Origin of the sequence: Corynebacterium marinum DSM 44953 (genome assembly GCF_000835165.1) — a bacterium.
In the GTDB taxonomy this organism is placed as follows: Bacteria; Actinomycetota; Actinomycetes; order Mycobacteriales; family Mycobacteriaceae; genus Corynebacterium; species Corynebacterium marinum.
On the sequence record NZ_CP007790.1, the window covers coordinates 278,820 to 303,760 of the forward strand.

General features: G+C 67.9%; 16 protein-coding genes. 10 read left to right on the forward strand and 6 right to left on the reverse strand.

Annotated features, from left to right (window positions below; all coding sequences use genetic code 11):
- Positions 1 to 285: 285 nt before the first annotated feature.
- From B840_RS01360 to B840_RS01395, 8 genes are all read left to right on the forward strand, one after another.
- The gene (locus tag B840_RS01360) at positions 286 to 1,041 is read left to right on the forward strand and encodes a succinate dehydrogenase cytochrome b subunit (protein WP_042620633.1); all 756 of its coding nucleotides are present in this window, start codon (positions 286 to 288) and stop codon (positions 1,039 to 1,041) included.
- 26 nt (positions 1,042 to 1,067) lie between these two features.
- On the forward strand, positions 1,068 to 3,077 hold the full coding sequence (locus tag B840_RS01365) for a fumarate reductase/succinate dehydrogenase flavoprotein subunit (protein ID WP_042620634.1): 2,010 nt from the start codon (positions 1,068 to 1,070) through the stop codon (positions 3,075 to 3,077).
- Entirely contained in the window at positions 3,077 to 3,826 is a 750-nt protein-coding gene (locus B840_RS01370; RefSeq protein ID WP_042620635.1) for a succinate dehydrogenase/fumarate reductase iron-sulfur subunit, read from the forward strand. Before B840_RS01365 ends, B840_RS01370 begins: the two co-directional genes overlap by 1 nt.
- A 45-nt stretch (positions 3,827 to 3,871) precedes the next feature.
- Positions 3,872 to 4,252 carry a hypothetical protein gene (locus B840_RS01375; protein WP_042620636.1) on the forward strand — a complete coding sequence of 127 codons (381 nt, stop codon included), beginning with the start codon at positions 3,872 to 3,874 and terminating at the stop codon, positions 4,250 to 4,252.
- Between the two features lie 205 nt (positions 4,253 to 4,457).
- On the forward strand, positions 4,458 to 5,786 hold the full coding sequence (locus B840_RS01380; protein ID WP_042622425.1) for a DUF445 domain-containing protein: 1,329 nt from the start codon (positions 4,458 to 4,460) through the stop codon (positions 5,784 to 5,786).
- A gap of 28 nt (positions 5,787 to 5,814) precedes the next feature.
- Complete coding sequence (locus B840_RS01385) at positions 5,815 to 6,531, forward strand: CGLAU_01105 family protein (RefSeq protein WP_042620637.1); 717 nt, start codon at positions 5,815 to 5,817, stop codon at positions 6,529 to 6,531.
- 9 nt (positions 6,532 to 6,540) lie between these two features.
- Positions 6,541 to 6,828 carry a DUF2516 family protein gene (locus B840_RS01390; RefSeq protein ID WP_373285074.1) on the forward strand — a complete coding sequence of 96 codons (288 nt, stop codon included), beginning with the start codon at positions 6,541 to 6,543 and terminating at the stop codon, positions 6,826 to 6,828.
- 6 nt (positions 6,829 to 6,834) lie between these two features.
- Positions 6,835 to 7,455, forward strand: coding sequence for a hypothetical protein (locus B840_RS01395; RefSeq protein WP_052491040.1), 621 nt, complete (start codon positions 6,835 to 6,837; stop codon positions 7,453 to 7,455).
- Here the strand turns inward: B840_RS01395 and B840_RS01400 are convergent.
- Genes B840_RS01400 through B840_RS01410 form a run of 3 tightly spaced genes read right to left on the reverse strand, consistent with a single transcriptional unit; the run spans position 7,418 to position 9,557 of the window.
- Positions 7,418 to 8,191: an LmeA family phospholipid-binding protein gene (locus B840_RS01400; protein ID WP_042620638.1), complete on the reverse strand. Its 774-nt coding sequence runs from the start codon at positions 8,189 to 8,191 to the stop codon at positions 7,418 to 7,420. The two genes, B840_RS01395 and B840_RS01400, sit on opposite strands and share 38 nt — an antisense overlap.
- Positions 8,192 to 8,211: 20 nt before the next feature.
- Entirely contained in the window at positions 8,212 to 9,024 is an 813-nt protein-coding gene (locus B840_RS01405) for a hypothetical protein (RefSeq protein ID WP_042620639.1), read from the reverse strand.
- A gap of 29 nt (positions 9,025 to 9,053) precedes the next feature.
- On the reverse strand, positions 9,054 to 9,557 hold the full coding sequence (locus B840_RS01410) for a DUF2505 domain-containing protein (protein WP_042620640.1): 504 nt from the start codon (positions 9,555 to 9,557) through the stop codon (positions 9,054 to 9,056).
- A 24-nt stretch (positions 9,558 to 9,581) separates the two neighbouring features.
- On the opposite strand from B840_RS01410, the gene B840_RS01415 reads away from it, so the two are divergent.
- Complete coding sequence (locus B840_RS01415) at positions 9,582 to 10,712, forward strand: UDP-N-acetylmuramate dehydrogenase (RefSeq protein WP_042620641.1); 1,131 nt, start codon at positions 9,582 to 9,584, stop codon at positions 10,710 to 10,712.
- A 196-nt stretch (positions 10,713 to 10,908) separates the two neighbouring features.
- A complete protein-coding gene (locus B840_RS01420; RefSeq protein ID WP_042620642.1) occupies positions 10,909 to 13,653 on the forward strand; it encodes a GmrSD restriction endonuclease domain-containing protein in 2,745 nt (914 codons plus the stop codon).
- Positions 13,654 to 13,846: 193 nt separating this feature from the next.
- Here B840_RS01420 and B840_RS01425 read toward each other — a convergent pair whose 3' ends face one another.
- From B840_RS01425 to B840_RS01435, 3 genes are all read right to left on the reverse strand, one after another.
- The gene (locus B840_RS01425; protein ID WP_042620643.1) at positions 13,847 to 22,852 is read right to left on the reverse strand and encodes a type I polyketide synthase; all 9,006 of its coding nucleotides are present in this window, start codon (positions 22,850 to 22,852) and stop codon (positions 13,847 to 13,849) included.
- 163 nt (positions 22,853 to 23,015) lie between these two features.
- The gene (locus tag B840_RS01430) at positions 23,016 to 23,276 is read right to left on the reverse strand and encodes a metal-sensitive transcriptional regulator (protein WP_042620644.1); all 261 of its coding nucleotides are present in this window, start codon (positions 23,274 to 23,276) and stop codon (positions 23,016 to 23,018) included.
- Positions 23,277 to 23,316: 40 nt separating this feature from the next.
- Entirely contained in the window at positions 23,317 to 24,930 is a 1,614-nt protein-coding gene (locus B840_RS01435; RefSeq protein ID WP_042620645.1) for an FAD-dependent oxidoreductase, read from the reverse strand.
- Positions 24,931 to 24,941 lie beyond the last annotated feature (11 nt).

Sequence of the window (24,941 nt, forward strand, 5' to 3'; positions counted from 1 at the left end):
TTTGATACCTATCGGGGTGGGCCGATCTAGTCTTGGGGGAATGGGTGAGCAACGTCACAAGATGCTGGGAACACGCTCCGACAGGGCCGGTACCTCTCGGTCCGGAAGGTAAGGGGCGTGGCAGACGGCAGTTTAAGGGCTTTTCGCGGCAATTTTGCCAGGTAAGGCTATCCTCAAGTCCTGCCTGTGACGGGTGGGGTTTCCCGGGGCCCGGCCGGGAAGTTTGCCCGAAAGTGGTTCCGACCGGGGGTGTGACCGTAAAGTATGAGCGACACTGGAGGTGCCATGACTGTTAAAAACGCAGACCGTGACGCAATCGTTCACGGCAAAATCACTGAGAAGCCGCTGCGCGAGCGGCCGTCCTACCCGACCTGGGCCATCAAGCTGGTGATGGCCGTCACCGGCCTGATCTTCGGACTCTATGTCCTGGTCCACATGGTCGGAAACCTGAAGCTCTACATGCCCGACCACAACGGCGTCGCCGCCATCAACGAGTACGGAGAGTTCCTCCGCACCGTGGGCGCGCCCATCTTCCCGCGTGAGTCCATCGTCTGGATCCTGCGCATCGTGCTGCTGGCCGCCCTGGTTCTCCACGTCCACGGCGCGTTCACCCTCAACGCCCGCTCCCGCACGTCGCGCGGCAAGTTCGCCCGCACGAACCTGGTGGGCGGCCTGAACTCTTTCTCCAGCCGCTCGATGCTGATCACCGGCATCATCCTGCTGCTGTTCGTGATCTTCCACCTTCTCGACCTGACCATGGGCGTCGCCCCGGCCGCCACGGACACCTTCGTCCACGGCGAGATCTACGCGAACCTCATCGCCAGCTTCTCCCGCTGGTGGGTCGCCATCTTCTACATCCTCGCCATGGTGGTGCTCTTCCTGCACCTGTCCCACGGCATCTGGCTCGCTGTGTCCGACCTGGGCATCACCGGCCGGCGCTGGCGCAAGGTTCTCCTCGTCGTCGCCTACCTGGTGCCGGCGATCGTTATGATCGGCAACATCGTGATGCCGCTGTCCATCGCACTGGGCTGGCTGAGCTAGGTCCTGAAGGGAAGTTTGAGAAAAATATGAGCAACACCGAGACTGCTTCTCGTCCCGAATTCGTCCACCCGGCCTCGATGGTCGAGGGCGTCATCCCGGGCACCGTTCTGGACAACGCTGAGCCGAAGGGTGTCCCGACCAAGGACATGTGGGAGTACCAGAAGGAGCACATGAACCTTGTGTCTCCGCTGAACCGCCGCAAGTTCAAGGTCCTCGTCGTCGGCACCGGCCTGTCCGGCGGCGCCGCTGCGGCGGCCCTCGGCGAGCTGGGCTACGACGTCAAGGTCTTCACCTACCACGACGCCCCGCGCCGCGCGCACTCCATCGCAGCCCAGGGCGGCGTCAACTCCGCCCGCGGCAAGAAGGTGGACAACGACGGCGCATACCGCCACGTCAAGGACACCGTCAAGGGCGGCGACTACCGCGGCCGCGAGTCCGACTGCTGGCGCCTGGCCCTCGAGTCGGCCCGAGTCATCGACCACATGAACGCCATCGGCGCCCCCTTCGCCCGCGAGTACGGCGGCACCCTGGCCACCCGTTCCTTCGGCGGCGTGCAGGTGTCCCGCACCTACTACACCCGCGGCCAGACGGGCCAGCAGCTCCAGCTGTCCACCGCTTCCGCGCTCACGCGCCAGATCGGCCTGGGCAACGTGGAGATCTTCACCCACGCCGACGTCGTCGACCTCATCGTCACGCAGAAGGAGGGGAAGAAGCGCTGCGAGGGCATCGTCACCCGTAACCTCATCACCGGCGAGCTGACCCCCCACACCGGCCATGCAGTGCTGCTGGCTACCGGCGGTTACGGCAACGTGTACCACATGTCCACGCTGGCCAAGAACTCGAACGCCGGCGCCCTGATGCGCGCGTACGAGCTCGGCGCCCACTTCGCCTCCCCGTCCTTCATCCAGTTCCACCCGACCGGCCTGCCGGTCAACGCGACCTGGCAGTCGAAGACCATCCTGATGTCGGAGTCGCTGCGTAACGACGGCCGCATCTGGTCCCCGAAGAACCCGAAGGACGACCGCGACCCGAACTCCATCCCGGAGGAGGAGCGCGACTACTTCCTGGAGCGCCGCTACCCGGCCTTCGGCAACCTGGTTCCGCGCGACGTCGCCTCCCGCGCGATCTCGCAGCAGATCAACGCCGGGCTCGGCGTCGGACCGCTGTTCAACTCCGCGTACCTGGATTTCCGCGACGCCATCGAGCGCCTCGGCCAGGACACCATCGTCGAGCGTTACTCCAACCTCTTCGAGATGTACCGCGACGCCATCGGCGAGGACCCCTACTCATCCCCGATGCGTATCGCCCCCACCTGCCACTTCACCATGGGCGGCCTGTGGACCGACTTCAACGAGATGACCTCCATCGACGGCCTCTTCGCCGCCGGCGAGGCCTCCTGGACCTACCACGGCGCGAACCGCCTGGGTGCCAACTCGCTGCTGTCCGCATCTGTCGACGGCTGGTTCACCCTGCCGTTCACCATCCCGAACTATCTGGCCAACTACCTCGGCCAGGATGTTCTGCCGGCGGACTCCCCGGAGGCCGCTGAGGCTGTCGAGCGTGCCCAGGCACGCATCGACCGTCTCCTCAACATCAAGGGCCCGAACCCGCGCGGCGCGGACTACTACCACCGCCAGCTCGGCGAGCTGCTCTACTTCGCCTGCGGCGTCTCCCGCAACGTCAAGGACCTGCAGGACGCGATCGTCAAGATCCGCGAGATCCGCGCGGACTTCTGGACCAACGTCCAGGTCCCCGGTGAGCAGAACTACATGAACCAGGAACTCGAGTACGCGGCGCGTGTCGCCGACTACATCGACCTGGGCGAGCTCATGTGCGTCGACGCCCTCGACCGCGACGAGTCCTGCGGCGCCCACTTCCGCGACGACCACCTCTCCGAGGACGGCGAGGCAGAGCGCGACGACGAGAACTGGTGCTTCGTCTCGGCATGGGAGCCGGCTGGCGAGGGCAAGTTCATCCGCCACGCTGATCCGCTCGTCTTCGAATCGATCCCGCTGCAGACAAGGAACTACAAGTAATGAAGCTGACACTTGAGATCTGGCGGCAGGCCGGACCGACCCAGGAGGGCGCCTTCGAGACCGTGCAGGTCCCGGACGCCGTCCCGCAGATGTCGATCCTGGAGCTGCTCGACCACGTGAACAACCGTCTGGTCGGGGAGAACAAGGAACCCTTCATGTTCGCCTCGGACTGCCGCGAAGGCATCTGCGGCACCTGTGGCCTGATGGTCAACGGCCGTCCCCACGGCCCGGGCCAGAACACCCCGGCCTGCCAGCAGCGTCTGGTCGGCTTCAGCGAGGGCGACGTCGTCAAGCTCGAGCCGCTGCGCTCCGCTGCTTTCCCGGTGATCAAGGACATGGTCGTCGACCGTTCCGCACTGGACCGCGTCATGGAGAAGGGCGGTTACGTCTCGATCAACGCGGGCACCGCACCGGACGCCGACACCCTGCACTTGAACCACGAGGTTGCCGAGCTCGCGCTCGACCACGCCGCCTGCATCGGCTGTGGCGCCTGTGTCGCCGCCTGCCCGAACGGTGCCGCGCACCTGTTCACCGGTGCAAAGCTGGTCCACCTCTCCCTCATGCCCCTGGGCAAGGAGGAGCGCGGCAAGCGTGCCCGCCACATGGTGGACGACCTGGAGACCAACTTCGGTCACTGCTCCCTCTTCGGTGAGTGCGCCGACGTCTGCCCGGCGGGTATCCCGCTGACCGCCGTCGCTGCTGTCACCAAGGAGCGCGCGCGTGCCGCCTTCCGCGGCAAGGACGACTAAACTCGGTACCAACCGAGCACCGAGAGACGAAAGCGAGTAACGGCTATGGCTTCCAACAACTACGCGGTTGCCGATCAGGCATCCGAGTCCTTCCCGGATTATGCACCCAAGCTGCACGATTCCTACATCGAGGGCTACGAGCCCAACTCCCTGGGCGCACCGCACTCCTCCCTGGAGCGCTCATCCACCTGGATCGGCATGGGTCTGCTGCTCGGCCCTGCGCTGGCCGGCGTGGGTATCATGATCTGGATGGCCGCCACCATCATGTACGGACAGGGTGTCGGCCCCGCCGGGTACGACACAACCCTGCTGTTCATCATCGGGCTGGTCATCGCCGTCGTGGGCGTAGTCGGCGGCTTTGGGCTGATCTTCTACGGTCGCCGCTACTACCGCGAGTACCGCAGGACCACCGGCCGCCACAACTAGTCAGCTCAGCTGACGTCTTTCGTCCGTCGGCTCCGCCCCCTACTGCCACGCGCAGGCAGGGGGCGGAGCTTTTTCGTACGCTGGTCCCCGTGCGCCAGAAAATCATCATTGTGCTCATCACGCTGATCACGCTGCTCACCTCACTGAGCCTGCTGCAGTACGCCCTGGAACTGCTGTGACCGGTAGGCAGGCCATAATGGGGAACATGGGTAAACACATCGGGACCCGGCCCGCCAGCACCGCCACGGCCGCCGCACCGGTCCCGGGGCCGGCCCCCGAGGTCGAGGCGGAGCGTCGCCGCGCGCTGCGCCGCCACAAGGCCTTCGTCACCGGGCTGCTGGTGGTGGCGGCGGTCATCTTCCTCGCGTGCAGCTGGTGGCAGTCGCAGCCGGGCGGGGCGCCGACGTGGGTCGGTTACGTCCGGGCGGCGGCGGAGGCCGGCATGATCGGCGGGCTGGCGGACTGGTTCGCCGTGACGGCGCTGTTCCGTCACCCCCTGCGGATCCCGATTCCGCACACCGCGATCATCCCCAAGAAGAAGGATCAGCTCGGTCAGGCGCTGTCCGGATTCGTGGGCGACAACTTCCTCAACGCTGAACTGATCACGGAGAAGGTCCGCACCGCCAACATCCCGGAACGCCTGGGCTCCTGGCTCTCGCAGCCGGACAACGCCGTGAAAGTCTCCCGGGAGGTAGGCCGCCTCACGGCCAACGCGATCCGGGCGCTGGACCCGAAGGACGCGGAGGCGGTCATCCAGTCCCAGCTCATCGACAAGCTGGCGGAACCGCAGTGGGGGCCGCCCGCAGGCCGGGTCATGGCCGGACTCATCGAGGACGGGCGCACCGAACCAGTGGTCCAGGAGGTGGTCACGTGGGCGCACCGCAAGGTACTGGGCATGGAGGACACTGTCGTCGAGCTCATCGACGAGCGCATGCCCACCTGGGCGCCGCAGTTCGCCAAGCAGCTGGTGGGCGCGCGCGTTTACAAGGAGTTGGTCGGTTTCACGGCGTCCGTCGCCAACGACCCCTCGCACGAGGCCCGCGACGCCATCCGCCGTTTCCTGGGGGATCTGGCGGATGACCTGCAGAACGATCCGACGATGATCGCGCGCGTCGAGGGCATCAAGCACGATCTGCTGGGCTCCACCCCGGTGCGCGGCGCGGCGGCGGCGATCTGGGCGAACGCGTCGGTCTCGCTCATCGACGCCGCCACCGACGAAACCTCCCTGCTGCGCACCAAGATCACCGAGCTGTGCCTGACCTGGGGAACCAACATCCAGACGGACCCTGTGCTGCGGGCCAGCCTGGAACGTCGGATCACCGGCGGGGCGGCCTTCCTCGCGGAGAACTACGCCGGCGAGGTCACGGCGATCATCTCCGAGACGGTCGAGCGGTGGGACGCGGCGGAGGCCAGTGACAAGATCGAGCTGATGGTGGGCAAGGACCTGCAGTACATCCGCCTCAACGGCACCATTGTCGGTGCGCTTGCGGGACTTCTTATTTACACTGTGAATCATCTGCTCTTCGGAGCGTGACCACCAATTGCAGGAGGCATCCGCAACCATGACCACCCCGAACGACAACACCACTCCGAGCCCGGAGCAGCACAACTCTCTCATGGACAACCTGCGGGAACCTTTCCAGGCATGGGTCGCCGCGGGCTCCCGGCTGGGCGACGTTGTCTCCGATTTCGCCGACCGGTTCCGCGAGGACCGGGACAAGGCGGATCACGGCCAGGGCGCCCACGCGAAGCCGAGCCCGGTGGAGGGCGAGGAAACCACCGCGAGCCGCTTCAAGGCCGCCGCCCAGGAGGCCCGTGCGGGCCTGTCGGACGCCAAGAGCACCGAGGACTACAAGACCGTCTCCGCCGCCTTCGCGGGCCACGCGGAAGAGATCATCCGCGACCTGGCCGCCTCCGCGCGGCGCGCGGCTGAGCAGACGAAGGATTCCCCGGTGGCGGACGACGCGAAGAACGCCTTCAACCGGGCGGTGGCATCCGTGCGGGCGACCTTCGACGAGACCGTCGACCAGGCGCGCACACGCCGGGCAGAGACCGGGGACGAGCAGCGCGAGCAGTCCTTCATCGACGAGCTCCGGGGCCGCCTGGACGACCTCATCAGCCGGGCGGGTTCCCTCTCGGGCCAGGACGTGAAGGAGGGCGCGGCCCCGACTACCCCGACCGCCCCCTCGACGAACGGCGACGGCGATGTTCCGCATATGATTGACGGCGAGGTCATCAGCACCACCGAGGTGCCCGCCGACACCCAGAAGGACAGCTAGAACTCCGCCATGACTCTGATCGCCACCTACATCCTCTTCGAACAGGTGCTGTTCGCCCTGATCGCCCTCACCGGCGTCGCCGGCGCGTTCTTCGCCCTGACCACGCGCGACGACGCCTTCCAGGCAGGTGACCGCCAGACGAAATGGATCTGGGTGGCCATCCTGGTCGGCTCCGCCTTCGTGGTGATCACCCGCGTGCCGTTCCTCTCCTGGGCCGGCATGGTGGCCATCGGCGTGTACTGGTTCGATGTGCGGCCGCACCTGAAATCGATCCTCAACGGCAACTACAGCTGGTAGCGTCCCATGGCTTCGGATCTGGCGTGGCTCTCGGGCCACGCCTTTCTCATGCTCGTCGACGCCCGCGCCACCCCCGCCGAGATCCCCTCGGCGGTCCGCGGGGCGCGCGCGGCGGGACTGGGCGGGGTCGTTCTCGCACCGTCCCACCTGGAGTTGGCCGGCGACACGGGCGGGCTCACCGTAGCCGTCGTGGTGGGCTTCCCCACCGGCCGCCACCACAGCCTGGTGAAGGCGGCTGAGGCGCGGCTGGCGGTGCAGCAGGGGGCCGCGGAGGTGTGGCTGACCCCGGACCCGGGGGTTGCGGAGATGAACACGCTCCTGGCCGAGTTCGTGGCCGTCCGGGAGGCGGTGCCGCACCCTGTGACGCTCGCCGTCATCCTGGAGACTCCCGCCCGCACGCCCGCCGGCGTCGCGGCGGTGGCGGAGGCAGCGCGGCTGGCCGGCGTCGACCGCCTCGTCACCGCGACGGGCTGGCTGGGGGAAGTCCCAGGGGCGTCGGCAAGCATGCCGCTGCCCCTGACCGTGACCGGGGTGCGGGACCTCGACGGCGTGATCGCGGCGCTGGATTCCGGCGCGGACCGCGTCGGCGTCAGCTCTGTGTCTGCCGTGGGTCAGCCACCTCGCTGAGGGCGACGTTCTCGCCGCTCAGCCTGAGGCGGGCCCCGCCGTCGATCACCTCAAACTCGTCGATGGTGAACTGGCCCGCCTGCTCTTTGACGCCTTCCTGAAGTCCCGCGGTGATGAGGCCGGTGACCTGGCTGGGGAGGTTGAATCCGAGGAGCGAACCGCCCGAGGCCTCGAAGGTGAGCTGGCCGTCGACCGGCGTGGGCCGGAGGTTGAGGACGGCTACGCCGCTGTTGAACTCGATGTCCAGCGTGCCCTCGGCGGGGTTGGCCGTGACGTCGGAAACTCCGATGAGGTCGCCGCCCCCGCCGTCCTCCATCGACTGCTGGATCGTGGCCAGCAGGAACTCCTCGGGCACTTCCGCGACGGTGACCATGCGGGCGGCGACGGGGTTGTCCCGGTCGGAGATGTCCAGGTCGGTCAGGACGACATGGGCGCCGGGCTGGCCGAGGACCTCCTGTCCGGTGATCTGCAGGGTGGAGGGGGTGGTCACCTCCACCTCGGGGACGGTGCCGCGCACCGCCGACAGGATCAGGGGGGTCGCGCCGAAGGAGATGGTGGGGTCCTCCGTCATGGTGACGCCGTCTTCGGCGGCCTGGGCCTCGAAACTGGAGCGAAGTTCGTTGCCGATGAACCAGCGCAGGCCGAACTCCGCGACGAACAGCATGATGAGCAGGGCCACGAGCAGGCCGACGATGAACTTCCAGATGGTCGAGGAGGCAGAGCGCGCGGATGACATGTCTGCCAGTCTCCCGCAGATCATGGGCCGGGGGCAACCGCTTCCCAGGGGACTGTCAGGATGTTGTCACGCAGATTCCGGCGGACGGGTTCGACGGGCCAGCCGTCCGCGATGAGCTGCCGGCGGGCGTCGCGCCAGCGCACCCGGGGGCCGTAGGGTTCCCAGCCGGCGGAACGGTGCCAGGCCTCGTCGGCGGCGCGCAGCAGCGCGTGGATCTTCTCTCCTGGGGTGTTGCGGTGGATGAGGATCTTCGGCAGGCGTTCGGCCAGGTCGGAGGGGGCAGAGATATCGAAGGGGTCCCAGGCCAGGGTGAGGGAGACGGGGCCGTGCTCGTCGAGGAGCAGCCACGCGGCGCGGCGGCCCAGCTCGTCGCAGGTGCCTTCGACGAACAGGCCGCCGGGCGCCAACCTGCTCAGCACCGACCCCCAGGCCTCCTCGACCTGGGCGACGTCGTATTGGCGCAGCACGTTGAAGGCGCGCACCAGGTGCGGGCGGTAACCGGCCAGCTCGAAGCCGCCGAGTTCGAAGCGCACGCCGCCCTGGGGCGGGAGGACCCGCTCCGGGTCGATCTCCAGGCCCACGACCTCAATGTCGGGGCGCACGGTCCGCAGGCGGGCGGCCCACTCCACGGTGGTGGTGTGGGAGGCGCCGTAGCCGACGTCGACGGCGAGCGGGGAGGGGGCGTCGAGAAGCAGCCGGCGCACCCGCGGATGATTCACCGTCCACCGGTCGGAGCGGCGCAGCCGGTTGAAACCGGTCGTGCCGCGGGTGATGACGCCGAAAGGCCGACCACGTCCTTCCTCGGCGCGGAGGTTGTGGGCGTGATCGGCCATGATGATGAAGCAGTGGGAACCGGGAACGCTTAGGCGTTCTCGGAGATCCAGCGCTCGGTCAGTTCGCCCTCGTTGTTGAACAGGTCGCCCAGAGCCTCGGCGACCTTCGGCTCGATGGCCGGGCCCATGAACGGGATGTTCACGGAGACGTCGTTGGTGTAGGAGAGGGTGGTGGTGGAGTCGTCGCCGGAGAGGTTGATCTCGCCCTCGAAGTCGACGGGGGTGCCCTTGACGTCGGCGTTGTAGGAGATGTGGGCGGCGTTGTCGGCCAGCGGGCCGACGGTGACGACTCGCTTGACCTTCAGGGCCTGGGAGATCATCGCGCGGACGGCCTCGGGGAGGATGTCCAGCGGCAGGACCTCGAAGAGGGTGACCACGGCACCGCCCTCGGTCTGCTCGAAGGAGTTGAGCTCGCCCGGCTCGGGGGAGAGGGTCTGCGCGATGAACGCCCAGTAGTCGGCGTTGGTCAGCGCGGCGTGGACCTTCTCGGCCGGCTGGTTGATGGTTACGGTGTTCTCACTGCGGGATGCCATAAAGAACAGACTACCGTTGAGGCCGTGACCGATTCATCTCTGACCCCGGACATTCGCGCGCGCCTCACGCAGATCGAGGACGTGACCCTCGAGGAGGGCGGCACCTTCGCCGAGCTGACCACCCTCCACCTGGGTGGACGCCCCCGACTCACCGTCCGGTGCGGCTCGACCACCGCCGTCGCCGGGGTGGTGACGCTTCTCGACGCCGCCGCCATCCCCCTCCTCATCGTCGGCGGCGGATCCAACCTCGTCGTCGCCGAGGGCGACCTGGATGTGGTGGCTGTGGTGCTGGAGAACGACGGCCTGGAGATCGATGCGGGCAGCGGCCTGGTCCGCGCCGGGGCCGGGGCGGGCTGGGACGACGTCGTCACAGCCGCAGTGGATGCGGGCCTGGGCGGCATCGAGTGCCTGTCCGGCATCCCCGGTTCCGCCGGTGCCACCCCGGTGCAGAACGTCGGCGCCTACGGCGCGGAGATCTCGGATGTGCTCACCCGGGTGCTGCTCCTGGAGCGGGCCACCGGTGAGGTCTCGTGGGTGCCGGCCACGGATCTGGAGCTGGCGTACCGGTACTCCAACCTCAAGTTCACCGGCCGGGGCGTAGTCCTGGAGATCGAGATGCAGCTCAACCCCGACGGGCTTTCCTCGCCCCTGCGCTTCGGCGAGCTGGCCCGCCGACTGGGGGCGACGGAGTCCGGGGAGCGCCGCCCGGTGGCCGAGGTCCGGGACACGGTCCTGGACCTGCGCCGCGGCAAGGGCATGGTGCTCATCGACGGCGACCACGACACCTGGTCGGCAGGCTCCTTCTTCACCAACCCCGTGGTCGAGGTGGCGGTGGCCGACGCCGTCCAGGCATCCGTCCGGGCGGACCGCGGCGACGAGGACGCCGACCGCATGCCCCGCTTCCCCGCCGGGGAGGGCACAGTGAAGCTCTCCGCCGCGTGGCTGATCGACCGGGCCGGCTTCGCCAAGGGGCACCCCGGCGAGGATGCTCCGGCCCGCCTGTCCACCAAGCACACCCTCGCGCTGACCAACCGTGGTTCGGCGAGCACCTCCGACCTGGTGGCCCTGGCCAGGGAGGTCCGCGACGGGGTGCGCTCCCGCTTCGGCGTGACCCTGGTGCCGGAGCCGGTGTGGGTGGGTGTGTCGATCGACTGACCCGGCCTGGAGAGCCCGACACAATCTTCTGTGGACAGACTGCTGACCCCAGTTTCCCGCTTCGGGATTGGAGTAAAGAACTTGTGGGCCCCGGATCCGCGAGTCTGTCGCCATCCTGTTCGGGACTCCGCCCGCGTGAGTCCGATATGTGGATTAGCCTTGCCGTGACAAGTAGACGAGGTAGAGGAGCGATCCGGTGAAGGGCAACGTCAAAGACATCTACACGGTGTTCGATGGCACCGATAAGCAATTGGTCATCCCCGTTTACCAGCGCAATTATGACTGGGGAGAAAAGCAGTGCGAGCGACTCTACGACGACCTTGTGGAAGTGATCAGGAAGGATCGTCCGAAGCACTTCTTCGGTGCCGTTGTGGGTAAGCCAGAGACTGGTTTCGAGTGGGTGGTCATCGATGGTCAGCAGCGAATTACGACCACCAGTCTGCTGATGCTCGCGTTGTCGAATTCTCTTGCTGACGGAGTGGTTTTGTCCGAGGATGCGGAGCTGTCGGTGAAAATCCGGCGCAATTATCTCGAGGGAGCCGAGTCGTCGGTATCCAAAGAAACTAAGCTCAAGCTCAAACCGGTCAAGAATGATCTGGAGGCCTACCGGAAACTACTGACGGGTGAGTCCCCGATAGAAAAATCGTCGGTGACCTCGAATTACCGCTATTTCAGAAATCGGATTGCCCAGGGCGAGCTGACAGGCGACGAACTCTGGACGGCAATCCGTCGGCTGGAGGCCATGATCCTCGACCTGGAAGGGCATGACGATCCTCAGCGCATCTTCGAATCCCTTAACTCAACGGGCAAGGAGCTGAAAGAGTCCGACAAGATCCGCAACCTTGTGTTGATGGGGAAGCCATCAAAGACACAGGAGCACCTGTACGAGTATTACTGGAACCCGATCGAGCGCAACGTCGACTTTGACACCGATGCGTTCGTTCGCCTCTACCTTGTCGCCAAGACCCGCAAGACCCCGCGCTTCGACGCTGTCTATGAGGCATTCAAGGAGTATCTGGAAAACTCTGATGCGCCGGTGCAGATGATTCTGGAATGGATGCGGGATTATTCCGAGTACTTCCGGGATCTCAATGCTTCTCTCACCGGCATCCCGCGTGCCGATAACCGCCTGCGCCGCTTCAACCTCCTGCGTCATGAAGTCACAATGCCGGCCCTGATGCCGTTGCTTGGTGAATACCGGGCAGCAGGGATCACTGCCGATGATTTCGCGGATACCATTGAGCTGGTTGACGCCTACCTTTTCCGGCGTATGGTCGTCGGTGTTCCGTCCAATGCCCTGAACAAGATCTTTGCCACGCTGTACAGCGACGCGAGACGGCTGCGAGGTGAAGGAACTCCGATCACCGATGTCATTGCATATCTCCTGCTGCGACGCGCCGACACCTCAGGGCGATTCCCGACCGATGAAGAGTTCCGCGAGGCATTCGCCACGCGCAACTTTTTCAACTTCACTGCGTTCAACCGGCGGTATCTATTCGAGTGTCTGGAAAACAACTGGTCGAAGGACAATCGCGACATTGCCTCCACCTTGGAGCGAGGCGATCTCAGTCTCGAGCACATCATGCCGCAGACACTCACGAAAGATTGGCGCGAGGAAATTGGACCGAATGCGGAGGAAGTCCACCAGACATGGCTGCACCGCATCGGCAACCTGACCATCACCGGGTACAACTCGGAATACTCGAACGCATCATTCACGACGAAGAAGACAGCCGATGGTGGGTTCAACGAATCGCCGTATCGGCTGAACGCGTCCCTTAAGCAGACTGATACCTGGGCGGAAAGCGATATTCGTCAACGCAACGAGATTCTGACGGATATCGCTATGCGATACTGGCCGATGCCGGAGACCGATTTCGAGCCGGTCCGTGAGCCGCTTCCGACCTTGCCCATGGGCGAGGACACGACGTTCACAAACCGCGTCATCGTCTCCTACGAGTTCGACGGTGTGACAAACACGGTGGCCAGCTTCAAAGACATGATTCGCTACCTCATCCGTCAACTGCTGGCACAACACCGGGACGCCATCTATGAATATGCCGCCGATGGCGGACTGGGGTTTTCCGTGGGTGGGCAACCATCGAGCCGTTATCAAGAAGAACTTGCGCCGGAATTGTGGATGACCACAAGTAATCCGACAAACGAGAAGATGAACATTCTCCGCGCGTTGTTCCATCATCTGGATATCGATACGGATGAGGTCGTTTTCACGCTACGTCCGTACCAGGGGGCAGAACCAGACGATTCACAACAGAACCCGTACACGGAGCTCCTCAAGTTCGTGCCGCAGTTTGAATCGCTGGAGGGGACCGGTGCCTCTGAAAGCGACATTGTTGAACTGCGTGCCGAATTCCGAGGTGTATTCGGGAACTATGAGGTTGAGGACTGGCAGGGAATCGTCGCGAGCAGAGATTACACGACTCTCGCCGACCCCTTGACGGTTGCGGAGTTCACGGTGGAGGAAGCCCTCGCCGCCATCATGATGGTCAAGACCCTTGAGACAATGCTGCCAGGCCAATTTCTGAAGTCCATTACCGATGGCTCGATGGTCCGATGGTTGAACCGTGTCGCGGAGCTGACTGAACCGCATAAGAAACCGGGCAAGAACACTGCGGCGATGTGGGAGAAGCTGACCAGATTAGTGGATTCCGTCCCCCTTGGTAAATGGGTCAGTTACGGGGATTTGGCAAAGGAGATCAAATCCGCTGCTCAGCCTGTGGGTAACTACCTCGCAGCCAATCCCGTCAGGAACGCCCACCGGGTTCTGCGTTCCGATGGCGCCATCAGCGCCAGCTTCTACTGGCTTGATGGAGACGACAATCGATCACCGCGTGAACTGCTCGAGCAGGAGGGCATTCAGTTCGATGACGCAGGAAGGGCAGCGGCTGCCCAGCGGTGGTGGATTCCGGGTGAGAGCTGAGCTGCGCTGATAGGGCATCTTTTTTCAGGATGGCAGGGGCGAACCTCAATTTTCTCGACGAGCGGTGCAAGCAGCTGTTGCACCCTTTCTTCTCGACCCGCTTTCTTCCCGCATGCACTGGAAGTCAGGACTCAGCGAGAGTGCCGCCCTCCCGGAAGGGGAGAACGGCACTGTGACTGCTACCTACCTAGTTTCAGGCCGACGGGTACACCCCGTCCGCTCCGAGCCGGACATCCTCGCTCAGGAGCAGGTTGATCTCCGCCTCATGCGCCCCGGTATCGGGGAAGCGGCGCCCCTCGATCTGGGTGAACAGCGGGGCGCGGCCGATCATGCCCGCCTGCATGCGGGCGGATCCCGCACGCAGACGCCCGGTGGCGCGCTCACGCCACGCGTTGACGTCCAGCCCGGCGTTGGCCACGGCGGCCTCGAACGCGGCCGGGTGGGCGTAGACCACCAGGGCGCCGACGTGCCCGAAGCCGAGGGAGGTCAGGGCGGCGGCCTTCACCGCGCCTTCGCCCAGATCCAGCGGCTCGCGCAGCCAGACCAGGTTCTTCGCCTTCGGCGCGATCAGCGGGTCGACGCAGTCCAGGGAGGCGTTCTGCGGGAGCCTGCCGGTGCGCAGCACGTCCATCAGCCCGCCGGTCTGGAAGAGCGCGGCGCCCGCCTTGGAGTGGCCGGTGAGCGTCTTCTGGGAGATGACGTACATCGGCTTGTCCGGGTGGCGGCCGATGGCCGGCCACAGCAGGGAGTGCAGCTCGGACTCGTTGGGGTCGTTGGCGTTGGTCGAGGTGTCGTGCTTGCTCAGCACGGACACGTCGTCCGGGCTCAGGCCCAGCGACTTCAGCGAGCGGGCCAGCTTGGAGCGTTCCCGGCCGCGCCCGGCGCCGAGCACACCCAGGCCGGGGGCCGGGATAGAGGTGTGGGCGCCGTCGCCGTAGGAGGCGGCGTGCGCGACCACGGCGTGGACCGGCAGGCCCATCTCGGCGGCGACGGAGCCGCGGACCAGCAGCACGGTGCCGCCGCCCTCGGCCTCGAGGAAGCCGCCGCGCCGGCGGTCGTTGGCGCGGGAGATGAAACGCTCGTGGATGCCCTTGTCGGTCATCGTCTTCGTCTCGGCGGTGGCGTTCATGTCGCCGAAGCCGGCCAGGGACTCGACCTGGACGTCGTCGATGCCGCCGGCGATGACGAAGTCGGCCTTGCCCAGCCGGATCTTGTCCACGCCCTCCTCGATGGAGACCGCCGCGGTGGCGCAGGCGCCGATGGGGTGGATCATCGAGCCGTAGCCGCCGAGCAGGGACTGCATGGTGTGGGCGGCGACGACGTTGGGCAGGGATTCCTGCAGAATGTCGCTGGGGCGCTCCTCGCCCAGGAAGCGGCTGACGAAGACCTTGTGCAGGGACTCCATGCCACCGATGCCGGTGCCCTGCGTGGTGCCCACGTCCAGCGGGTGGATGTGCTGGAGCAGCTCGGTCGGGGAGAACCCGGCGTTGATGAAGGCGTCGACGGCGGTGACGAGGTTCCAGGTGGCCATGCGGTCGAGGCTGTCGATCATGTGCTCCGGGATGCCCCACTTGGCCGGGTCGAAGTCGTCGGGCATCTGGCCGGCGACGGTGCGCGAGAGGGTGGCCCTGCGCGGCACGTGCGCGGTGGCGCCCTGTCGGCGAGTGACCATCCACTCGCCGTCGGTCTCGGCGATGACGGTCTTCTCCGGGTCGGCGTCGAGAATGTCCCTGGCCTCGGCCTCGGTGGCGACGGTGAAGGTGATGTCGCGGTCGAGGAAGACCTGGGTCAGGTCGATGGAGCCCTGGTCGACGAGGTGGTACTTGTCGGTCAGGGTGCGCACGCCGGAGCGGGCGACGACCTCGTCGCGGAAGCGTTCGTAGATGTCCTCCTCGGCGATGGCCTGGCCGTCGGCGCCGTACCAGGCGGGGGTCGGGTCCTCCGCCCATTCGACCAGGCCCGTCATCCAGGCGAGTTCGAGGACACCGGCGGCGGTCAGGTCGACGGTGCCGTCGCGCTGGATGCCGTACTCGGCCTCGAAGCGGGTGCGGCCGGAGCCCCAGGAGGAGACCTCGCCGACGCCGGCGACGACGACCATGTCGGCCAGGTCCGCGGTCACCTCGCCGACCTCAGCGCCCCTGGCCTGGGCCGGGTTGCCGAGGTTCGGCAGCGCGGAGATGGTCGCCGCGTCATCCGCGCCATCTTCCCCGCCCGGAGTGTGTGCCGCGGAGTCAGCTCGGGCCTGGTCCGCCAGCTCGGAGATCGAGACGGCGGAGGAACCCAGCCCGCCGGTGAGGTCTGCCTCGACGGGTACCCCGGCGGCCCTGGCGCGGGTCTCGGCCGAAGCGAGCGCCATGAGCTCGGAGGAGATCTCCTCCGGGGTCCAGACGTGGACTCCCGCGGCCTCCGCGGCGGGGATGAGGGCGTCGTTGCCGCCCATGAGATGCGTGCCGGAGACCCAGCCGATCCTGGCCTGGGCGAGGGTGACCCCTGCGGGCCAGCCGGCCTCGGAGGACCACTTGGCCAGGATGGCGTCCAGGGCGCTCTTGACCTCGGCGTAGGCGCCGTCGCCGCCGAACATGCCGCGGTTCGGGGAACCCGGCAGGACGACGTGGGTGCGGGTGTCCACGGATTTCTGCGCCAGCTCGGAGAGCCGGGCGATGGTGCGCTCGACGGACCAGAGCAGCAGGCGGGTCTGGTTCTCGGCGGCGGGGCCGGCGTCGGCGAGCGAGCCGGAGACGGAAGGCGCGGCGAAGGGGAAGGCCAGCGTCGGGGTCAGGGCCGGCTTGATGATCTTGACCTCGTTGCCGACGGACTCCTTCTGCTCGCTGCCGATCCAGTCAACGAGGGCGTCGATGTCGCGGTAGGACGAGAGGTTCGCCGGGACAAGCCAGAGGGCCGCGTCCGCGGAGGCGTGCGCGGCGTAGAGCCGGCGGGCGAATTCCTTGCGCGCCTGGGAGACGCGTGAGGCGGTCATAATGACCGTGGCACCGCCCTCGAGCAGGCGCTCGACCAGCGCGGTGGCGATCGAGCCGGGAGCCGCGCCGGTGACCAGCGCGATGTCGCCGGCGTACTCGCCGTCGTGCTTGTCGACGGCCGCCTCGGCGATCCGGCCCAGCAGCGCAGGGTCAGCGGCGCCGTTGCCGACGTACCACCGGGCCTGGGCGGCGACGGTCTCCCCGGTGCCAGTGAAACGTTCCATGGACAAGTCCTTCTGGCCCACGGCGACGCGGGCGAGGTCCTCGCGGGCGGAGGCCCAGCGGTCGTCGAAAAGCACGGCTCGGGAGGCGTCGAAGGACGGGGCGACCAGGTCTACCCAGCCGGTGCCGAGCTCGGCCTCGACGGTCTCGAGGACGGTGGTGTCCGGAGTCGCGTGCTCCTCGACGGCCGGGGCCAGACCCAGCTGGTCGAGGACGGCGCGCGCGGCCGTGGCCAGCACGCCGTCGGGGCCGGTGACGGTGTCGGCGTAGGCGCTCAGGGCGGCGGAGTCGACGACCCCGCCGCCGCCACCTGTTCCGCCGCCGCTCAGGGAGACGGAGATGCCGTGGCGGGCAGCGACGGCCTGGACAGCGGCGTCGATGAGAGCGTCGACCTCGGCCTTGGAGGACGCGGAGGTCGGGACCGTGGCGAGCGTTCCGCCGCGGACCGAGTCCTCCTCGCGGGAGCCGAGCAGGATCTCCGCCTCGACGTGGCCGGCCCAGGAGGCGGGCAGCGACCAGGCGCCGGTGACGCGCTCGCGGACATGGGCGGGCTTGTAGCCGGATGCGCCGGTGAGCTGGCGCAAACGGGCAGTGACGGCTTCGCCCAGGACCGTGCCGAAGGGGGAGTAACCCGGGGCGGCGGTTTTCACGCGCTCGCGCAGGACAGCGACGTCCGCTTCGGAGGCGCCGTCGATGGCGGGCACTCCGATCTCGGCGGACATGTCCATGAGCAGCTGGTTGCGGCGCGAGGACACGCCGTTGGTCAGCTCCTCGACGGTGTCGGAGTCGTTGATCTGGTCCAGGCGGATCTTGTTCTGGAAGGCGAAGAGCACCATGATGGCCTCGGCCGCGGTGAACGCGAGATCCGGGGCATCGGCACCGGATCCGCCGGAAGACGCTGCGGGTGCGGCGGGTGCGGTGGGTGCCGGGGACGCCGCGGGCTCAGCCGGGGCGGCCGCCGCAGCCTCGGCGGGGGCGGAGACGGGTGTTTCGGTGCCTTCTGCGGCGTCATCCACCGCCGGGGCGGCCTGGACGTCGGCGAGCATGACCTGGTCCTGGTCGCGCTCGACGTTGAACACAGGCAGGTCGATCCCGGCGACGGCCATGGAGCGCTGGGCCAGGTTGGTCAGGGTGGGGGAGGCTGCCAGGCCGACCTCGATGATCTGGTCCACCTCGCCGAAGAGCAGCTCCTGGGTCTCGATCCAGCGGACCGGGGAGGCGAACTGCCAGCTCAGCAGCTCGATGAGCAGGGTGCGGGCCAGCTCGTTGTCGGAGGCGAAGTCCGAGACCTGCTTTCCGGCCAGACGCTCGGAGGGGGCCTCCCGGCGGATCGCCTCGATGAAGTCGTCGCTGAGCTCGAAGGGGCGGGCGACCAGGTTCGGGACGTAGCGGCCGACGAGGGCGTCGAGATCCAGCTCGGCCGGGAGCAGCTCGTCGAGCTTCTCTGCGAAGGCGGGCACGCCCGGGCGCAGGACGGAGGAGTGGAACGGGACGTCGATGCCCGGGACGGTGACGAAGGCGCGCGGGTGCACGGCTCCCGCCCGCTCGGCGAGAGCGGCCAGGCCGGCCCGGCTGCCGGCGATGGAGTACTGCTGCCCCTCGATGTTGTAGTTGACGATCTGCAGGAATTCCCCGGTGTCCTGCGCAACCTGCGCCACGTAGTCCTCGACCTGCCCGCCGGAGACGCCGATCATGTTGGGGCGCAGCGCGCCCATGCCGAAGTCGGAGCGGCCGTGCTCGTCGCGTTCGACGAGGGTGCCCATGGCGGAGCCGCGGGAGTAGACGACGTCGATGACGGACTCGAGGTCGAAGATGTTGCCCAGCGAGGCGAGCGCGGTGTACTCGCCGAGGGAGTGGCCGGCATACATCGAGTTCGAGCCCAGGGCGTCCGCCTCGCGCAGACGCCCGGTCTGGGCGTAGGCGACGACGGCGAGCGCGACCTGGGTGAACTGCGTCAGGTGCAGCACACCCGCCGGGTGCCGGAACGTGGTGCCGCGGACGGTCAGTTCGGTCGGGTTCTCGTCGACGATCCGGCGGATGGAGAAACCGAGCTCCGCGCGGGTGTGCTGTTCAGCCCGGTTCCAGATCTCGCGGGCCGCGACGGAGGCGCCCCGGTCGCCGGCGCCCATGCCCACGGCCTGGATGCCCTGGCCGGGATAGACGTAGGCGGTCCTCGGCTGGGCCATGAGGGCCTGGCCGACGGAGACGACCTCGCCGTCGATGCGGCAGGTGACCTCGAAGGCGTTGTGGATGCCCTTGCGGCCGACGCGCTCGACGGTGACCTCGACGGCGTCATCGAGCTGCACCATGCCGTACATGGAGTAGGTCCAGCCGACGACGGTGCCGTGCCGGCCGGCGAGGTGCTGGGCGGTGGCGGAGAGCCACATGCCGTGGACCAGCGGGGCCTGGAGGTTGACCAGCCGCGCGGAGTTGGTCGAGGTGTGGATCGGGTTGTAGTCGCCGGAGACCAGCGCGAAGGGGGTCATGTCGGAGGGGGCGGTGACCACGGTGCGGTCGATGAAGGAACGCGGGGTCGGCACCACCTTGGCGGCGGATTTCCCGCCGCCCCACTCGGGGGCCGGGGTAGGCATCTCGGTTCCGGCGGCGCGGCCGCGGATCGCGAAGCGCTGCATCTGGGTGGCCACGAGCTCGCCCGCCGAGAAGAGCTCCAGCTCGACGGTGACGATGCGTCCCGAGGAGGACTCGGCGATGCCGGTGCACCGGGAGGTGACGTCGATGGTGCGGCCGTCGGCGAGCTCCTCGAGCGGGACGCGCAGGTCGACGACGTGGTTGAGGTGCACGGCGTTGAGCAGGCCCTCGATGACGGGGTAGCCGTCGGCGAGCCGGCCGGAGCCGAGCGCGGTGTAGATCGCCGGCCAGCAGGGGCCGACCAGCACGTCCGGGGTGCCGGGTTCGACGGCGCTGAGGGCGGCGCCGGTGACGGCGGTGTGCGCGGAGAGCAGTTCCGGGGCGAAGGTGAATGAGTATTCGGCCACGCCGAACGGCGCGTGCGCGGATTCCGAGCCTTCGACGATCCGGGGCATGGCGGTGATGCGGTCGCCGTTCTCGGAGGTCGAGCCGACGCCGGCCAGGCCCTCGAGGAGCGCGAAGACGGAGTCCGGCAGGCGTTCCTCGGAGACGACCGGGGAGGCGCCGGTGGCCACGGAGTCCGGCAGGTCCAGCGGGATGGTCACCTCGCGGACGTAGAAGGGGCGCTGTTCCTCCGGCAGGTCGTCCCAGTAGGAGTCCGCGTTGATGCGGACGGACCACAGGCCTTCGGAGTCCTGGACGAGGTCGTAGGCCTCGCCGTCCATCTCGTGGGCCGGGTTGGCCATGAGGTGGCCGTGCCACACGATGGTCGGGGCGGCCTTGATGTACTCGGCGGCGTCCCGCGCGTCGGCCAGGCGGGAGTACTGCTCCTGCGGCTGCGCGCCGGCGTTCTCCAGGGCCCGGGTGGTGCAGTCCTCGAAGCGGCCGAGCAGGTCGGCGACGGGCTCGTTCTTCCGGGTGATGCCGGCGACGGCCACCGGGCCCGGGATGATGCGGACCTGGTCGGCGGTGTAGCGCTCGTCCTGGGCCTGCCACAGGGTGTCCTTGCCGAACCACACCGGCAGGTCCCCGTCGAGCGCCGGGACCCACGGCATGGGTTTGACGTGCTTGCGGTTGAGGTTGATCCACCAGGCGGCGTCGCGCGGGGAGACCTGCAGCTCGTGGGCCTGCGGGTAGGCGGCCAGCAGCCGGGCCGCGGCGGCGGGGGCGTCGTCGGCGGATTCCATCGTCGGGAAGAGCGTGGCGATCTCGCCGTGGTCGGCCTCGTGCAGGCGGGCCTCGACGCGGTGCAGGAGGTCGAGGAAGCGGTCGTCCCAGGTGGGGTCGACGAAGGGGTGGGCCAGTTCCACGAAGCGGTTGACCCACTGCGCGTAGGTCATCGTCTCGACGTCGCCGAAGTAGGGCTTGGAGGTCCGGCTCAGGACCTCGATGATCTCGTCGCGGCGGGAGTCGTACTCGGAGAAGTCCAGCGAGGTGATGAAACGGGAGGCGGCGGCGAAGGAGTTGTCCAGCTCGTGGATGTCGGCGAGCAGGTGGGACTGCGAGGAGGCCGCGCCGTGGGTGCCGCTGCCGCGGGAGACCCAGCCGTCGTTCTCGTCCGTGCGCACCCCCCGGGTGTTGACCAGCAGCTCCTTGACCGAGTCGGTGGCCGAGGCCTCTTTGGTGGCCATGGCGACGGTGCCGATGAACACGGCGTCGACGGGCATTTCCGGCAGGTCGTATTTCTGCGACCAGCTGCCGGTGAGGTACTCGGCGGCGCGTTCGGGGGAGTGGATGCCGCCGCCGACGGCCAGCAGCACGTTGGGGTGCCGGCGGATCTCGGCGTAGGTCTGCATGAGCATGTCGTCGAGGTCGGTCCAGGAGTGGTGGCCCCCCGCGTGGCCGTCCTCGATCTGCATGAGGATGTCGGAGCCGGGGTTGGCGGCGGCGATCTTCAGCGTGTCGCGGATCTGCTTCGCGGTGCCCGGTTTGAGGGCGATGTGGGGGAAGCCGTCGGCGTGCAGCTGCGCGAGCAGCTCGGTGGCCTCTTCGATCTCGGGGATGCCGGCGGAGATGGTCACGCCGTTGAAGGGGGCGCCCGCGGCGCGGGCCTTGGGCACGATGCGGGACTGGCCGAACTGCAGGTTCCACAGGAAGCGGTCGAAGAACATGGTGTTGAACTGTGCGGTGCGGCCAGGTTCCAGCTGTTCGACGAGCCGGTCCTTGTGGCGGGTGAAGACCTCGTCGGAGTACATGCCGCCGCCGGCGAGTTCGGTCCAGTAACCGGCGTTGGCGGCCGCGGCGACGATGCCGGCGTCCGCCGTGGTCGGGGTCATCCCGCCGAGCATGATCGGCGAGAGGCCGGTGACCGCGGAGAAGCGGGTCTGGGTGCGGGTCCGGCCGTCCGGCAGGCGGATCAGGCGCGGGGTGAAGTCGGCGTAGTCGGCGGCGGTGGGTAGTTCGGAACCCGGGGTGGCCAGCCGGTCGCGTTCCGCGGCGCTGGCGGCGGGGACCAGGGCGATGCCGGTGCCGGCCAGCAGGGGAGCGGTCAGGCGCGACAGCCCGCCGTCGAGGCTCAGCACGTGCCTGGTGCCCTCCGCGACGAGCCGCTGGACCTGGTCTGGCCAATCATGGGTCTCGACCAGGATGGAGTCGGCCAGTTCGCGGATGGAGTACTCGCCGAGGTCGATGCCGCAGCGCTTGGCCCACTCCACCGCCAGGTCGGCGGCCGGGCGCATGCCGGGGTGGTGGAAGGGGGCGGCGACGGGGAGTTCGGTGAAGGCGGGGGCCAGTTCATCGCCGCCGAATTCGCGCGCTTCGATCCGGTCGTTGTGCGCGTCCGCCGCCCGGGCGATGCCGGCCCGGGCTGCGGTGAGTTCCGCCGGGGAGCCGGAGAGGACGTGGTGGCGCGGGCCGTTGATCACGGCCAGGTGGGCGGCGCCGGCGTGCTTCTCGACGACCGCGCGTTCCACCCCGCGGACGGAGAGCATCCGCGGGCGGGGGTCGCCGGAGCCTCCTACCCGGCTCAGCGCCGTGCCGAGCAGTACGGCGAAGGCGAGCGCCTGCTCCGGGTGGCGGGCGGCCGCCACACCCAGGGAGCCCTGGGAGTGGCCGAACATCGGCCCCTCGGCCAGGTGGCCCCCCAGGTCGCGCAGGTGGTCCAGGGCGGCGATCTGCCCCAGGACGATGCCGGGGACGGAGACGGCGGGAAGGGTGTCCATGGCCCGCGGCGCGGCGTCGGCGTGGGGTTCGATGAGCTGCGCGAGCCGCTCGAGGGAGCCGGGGGTGGTGGAGGAGATTTCCCGCGCGACCGGTCCGGTGGCGGTGCGCGCAGCCTGGAGCAGGCGGCGCAGGCGTTCCCCCGCCGGGCGCACGGAGGCCGCGTCGGCGAGGGTTGACTGCCAGGGAGAGCCCTGTCCGGAGAAGAGCAGGGCGGGGCGGTCCAGGGAGAGGAGGGGGATCAGGGGCATGCGGGGCATCCTTCGGGGGGGGGCACTCAATTACGGTTACGTAGACGTAACCTACGCTTACGTAACTGAAATGTCGAGGAGGCGGTGCCGCGGAAGGGGCCGGAAACGCCGGAAGGACCGGCCGAATGGCCGGTCCTTCCGGGGGATTGTTCGGATCTCGTTGTCAGGCGAGGGAGAGGAACATCTTCTCCAGCTTCTTCTCGTCGTAGACGTCCGGGGATTCCTCGGTGAAGCACTTCTTCATTCCGGTCGACACGACGAGGTAGCCCGCGCGGTCGATGGCCTTGGCCACCGCCGCCAGCTGGGTGACGGCCTCGTCGCACTCGTGGCCTTCTTCGAGCATGCGGATAACGGCATTGAGCTGGCCCGCGGCCCGCTTGAGCCGGGTGGTGGCGGGCTTGACTTCCTCTGGGGTGAGCTTCATGCCATTCCTTTCCTCAGGGGTACATACTGCTTCAGACACATCAACCCCGTGCCTTCTGGGTATATTCCCAGGTCATGAAACCGCCGTCGAGGTTGGCCGCCTCGATGCCGAGGTTACCCAGCAGGCTGGCGGCCACGTGCCCCCGCAGTCCGACGCGGCAGAAGACCAGCGCCTTGGCGTCCTCGAGTTCGCCGGCCCGCTGGCGCAGGTCGTCGACCGGGATGTTGAGCGCGCCGGGGATCGTGCTCTCCTCGTGCTCGCCCGGGGTGCGCACATCGATGAGCTTCCAGCCCGCCGCGCGGGCGTCCTCGAGCTCGTGCCACTGGACCGTGCGCTCGCCGCCGATCATGTTGTCGTTGACGAAGCCGAGGAAGTTGATCGGATCCTTCGCCGAGCCGAACTGCGGCGCGTAGGCAAGTTCCAGGTCCGCGAGGTCCGTGGCGGTCAGGCCGCCGCGCATGGCGGTGGCGATGACGTCGATCCGCTTGTCGACGCCCGCCCCGCCCACCGCCTGCGCGCCCAGGATGGCGTCGGTGTCGGCGTCCACTACGAGCTTGAGGTGGAGGGTCTCCGCGCCGGGGTAGTAGCCGGCGTGGTCGGCGGGGTGCACGTGGATGACCCGGAGGTTGCGGCCGGCTGCGCGTGCGCGGCGCTCGTTCCAGCCCACCGAGCCGGCGGCCAGGCCGAACAGTCCGACGATGGCGGTGCCCAGGGTCGAGGTGCGGCGCACGTCACGGCCGGTGATGATGTCTGCCACCAGGCGGCCGTGACGGTTGGCGGTCTGCGCCAGGGGGATGAGGGTATCCTCGCCGGAGATGGCGTCGGCTTTCTCCGCGGCGTCGCCCACCGCGAAGATCGCCGGGTCCGAGGTGCGCTGCTGGTCGTCGACCTTGATTCCGCCGCGTTCGCCGATCGCCAGGCCGGCGTCCGCCGCCAGTTCGCTGGTGGGGCGCACGCCGATGGAGGCGACGACGACGTCGGCGGAGATGACGCGGCCGTCGGAAAGCGTCAGGGTGTCTTCGCCGATGGTGCTGGTGTCCCCGCCGGTGATGACCTGCACGCCGTTGTCGGTGAGCTGCTTCTCGACGATCGCCGCCATCTCCTCGTCCAGCGGGGTGAGGATCTGCGGGGCGCGCTCGATGACCGTGACTTCGAGGCCGCGGTGGCGCATGTTCTCGGCCAGCTCGAGGCCGATGAAGCCGCCGCCGATGATCGCGACCGTCCCGACGTCCGCGTCCAGGGCGGCGATGACGTCGTCCACGTCCTCGATGGTCCGCAGGTGCAGGGCCCGCTCGATGCCCGGGATCGGGGGGATGATCGGGGAGGCTCCGGGGGAGAGCACCAGGTGGTCGTAGCTGATGACGTCGCCGGTGTCTGTGGTGACGGTCTTGTTCTCCCGGTCGATGCCGGTGGCGCGGGTGTTCACGCGGACGTCGAGGTTGAATCGTGCGCCGAGCGACTCGGGGGTCTGCAGCAGCAGGGACGCACGATCCGGGATGACCCCCGACACGTGGTACGGGAGACCACAGTTGGCGAAGGAGACGTATCCGGAGGCTTCGAGGACGATGATCTCCATGTCCTCGTCGCGGCGGCGCAGGCGGGCTGCGGTGGACATGCCGCCGGCGACGCCGCCGACGATAACTGTGGTGGTCATTGAGGGTACTG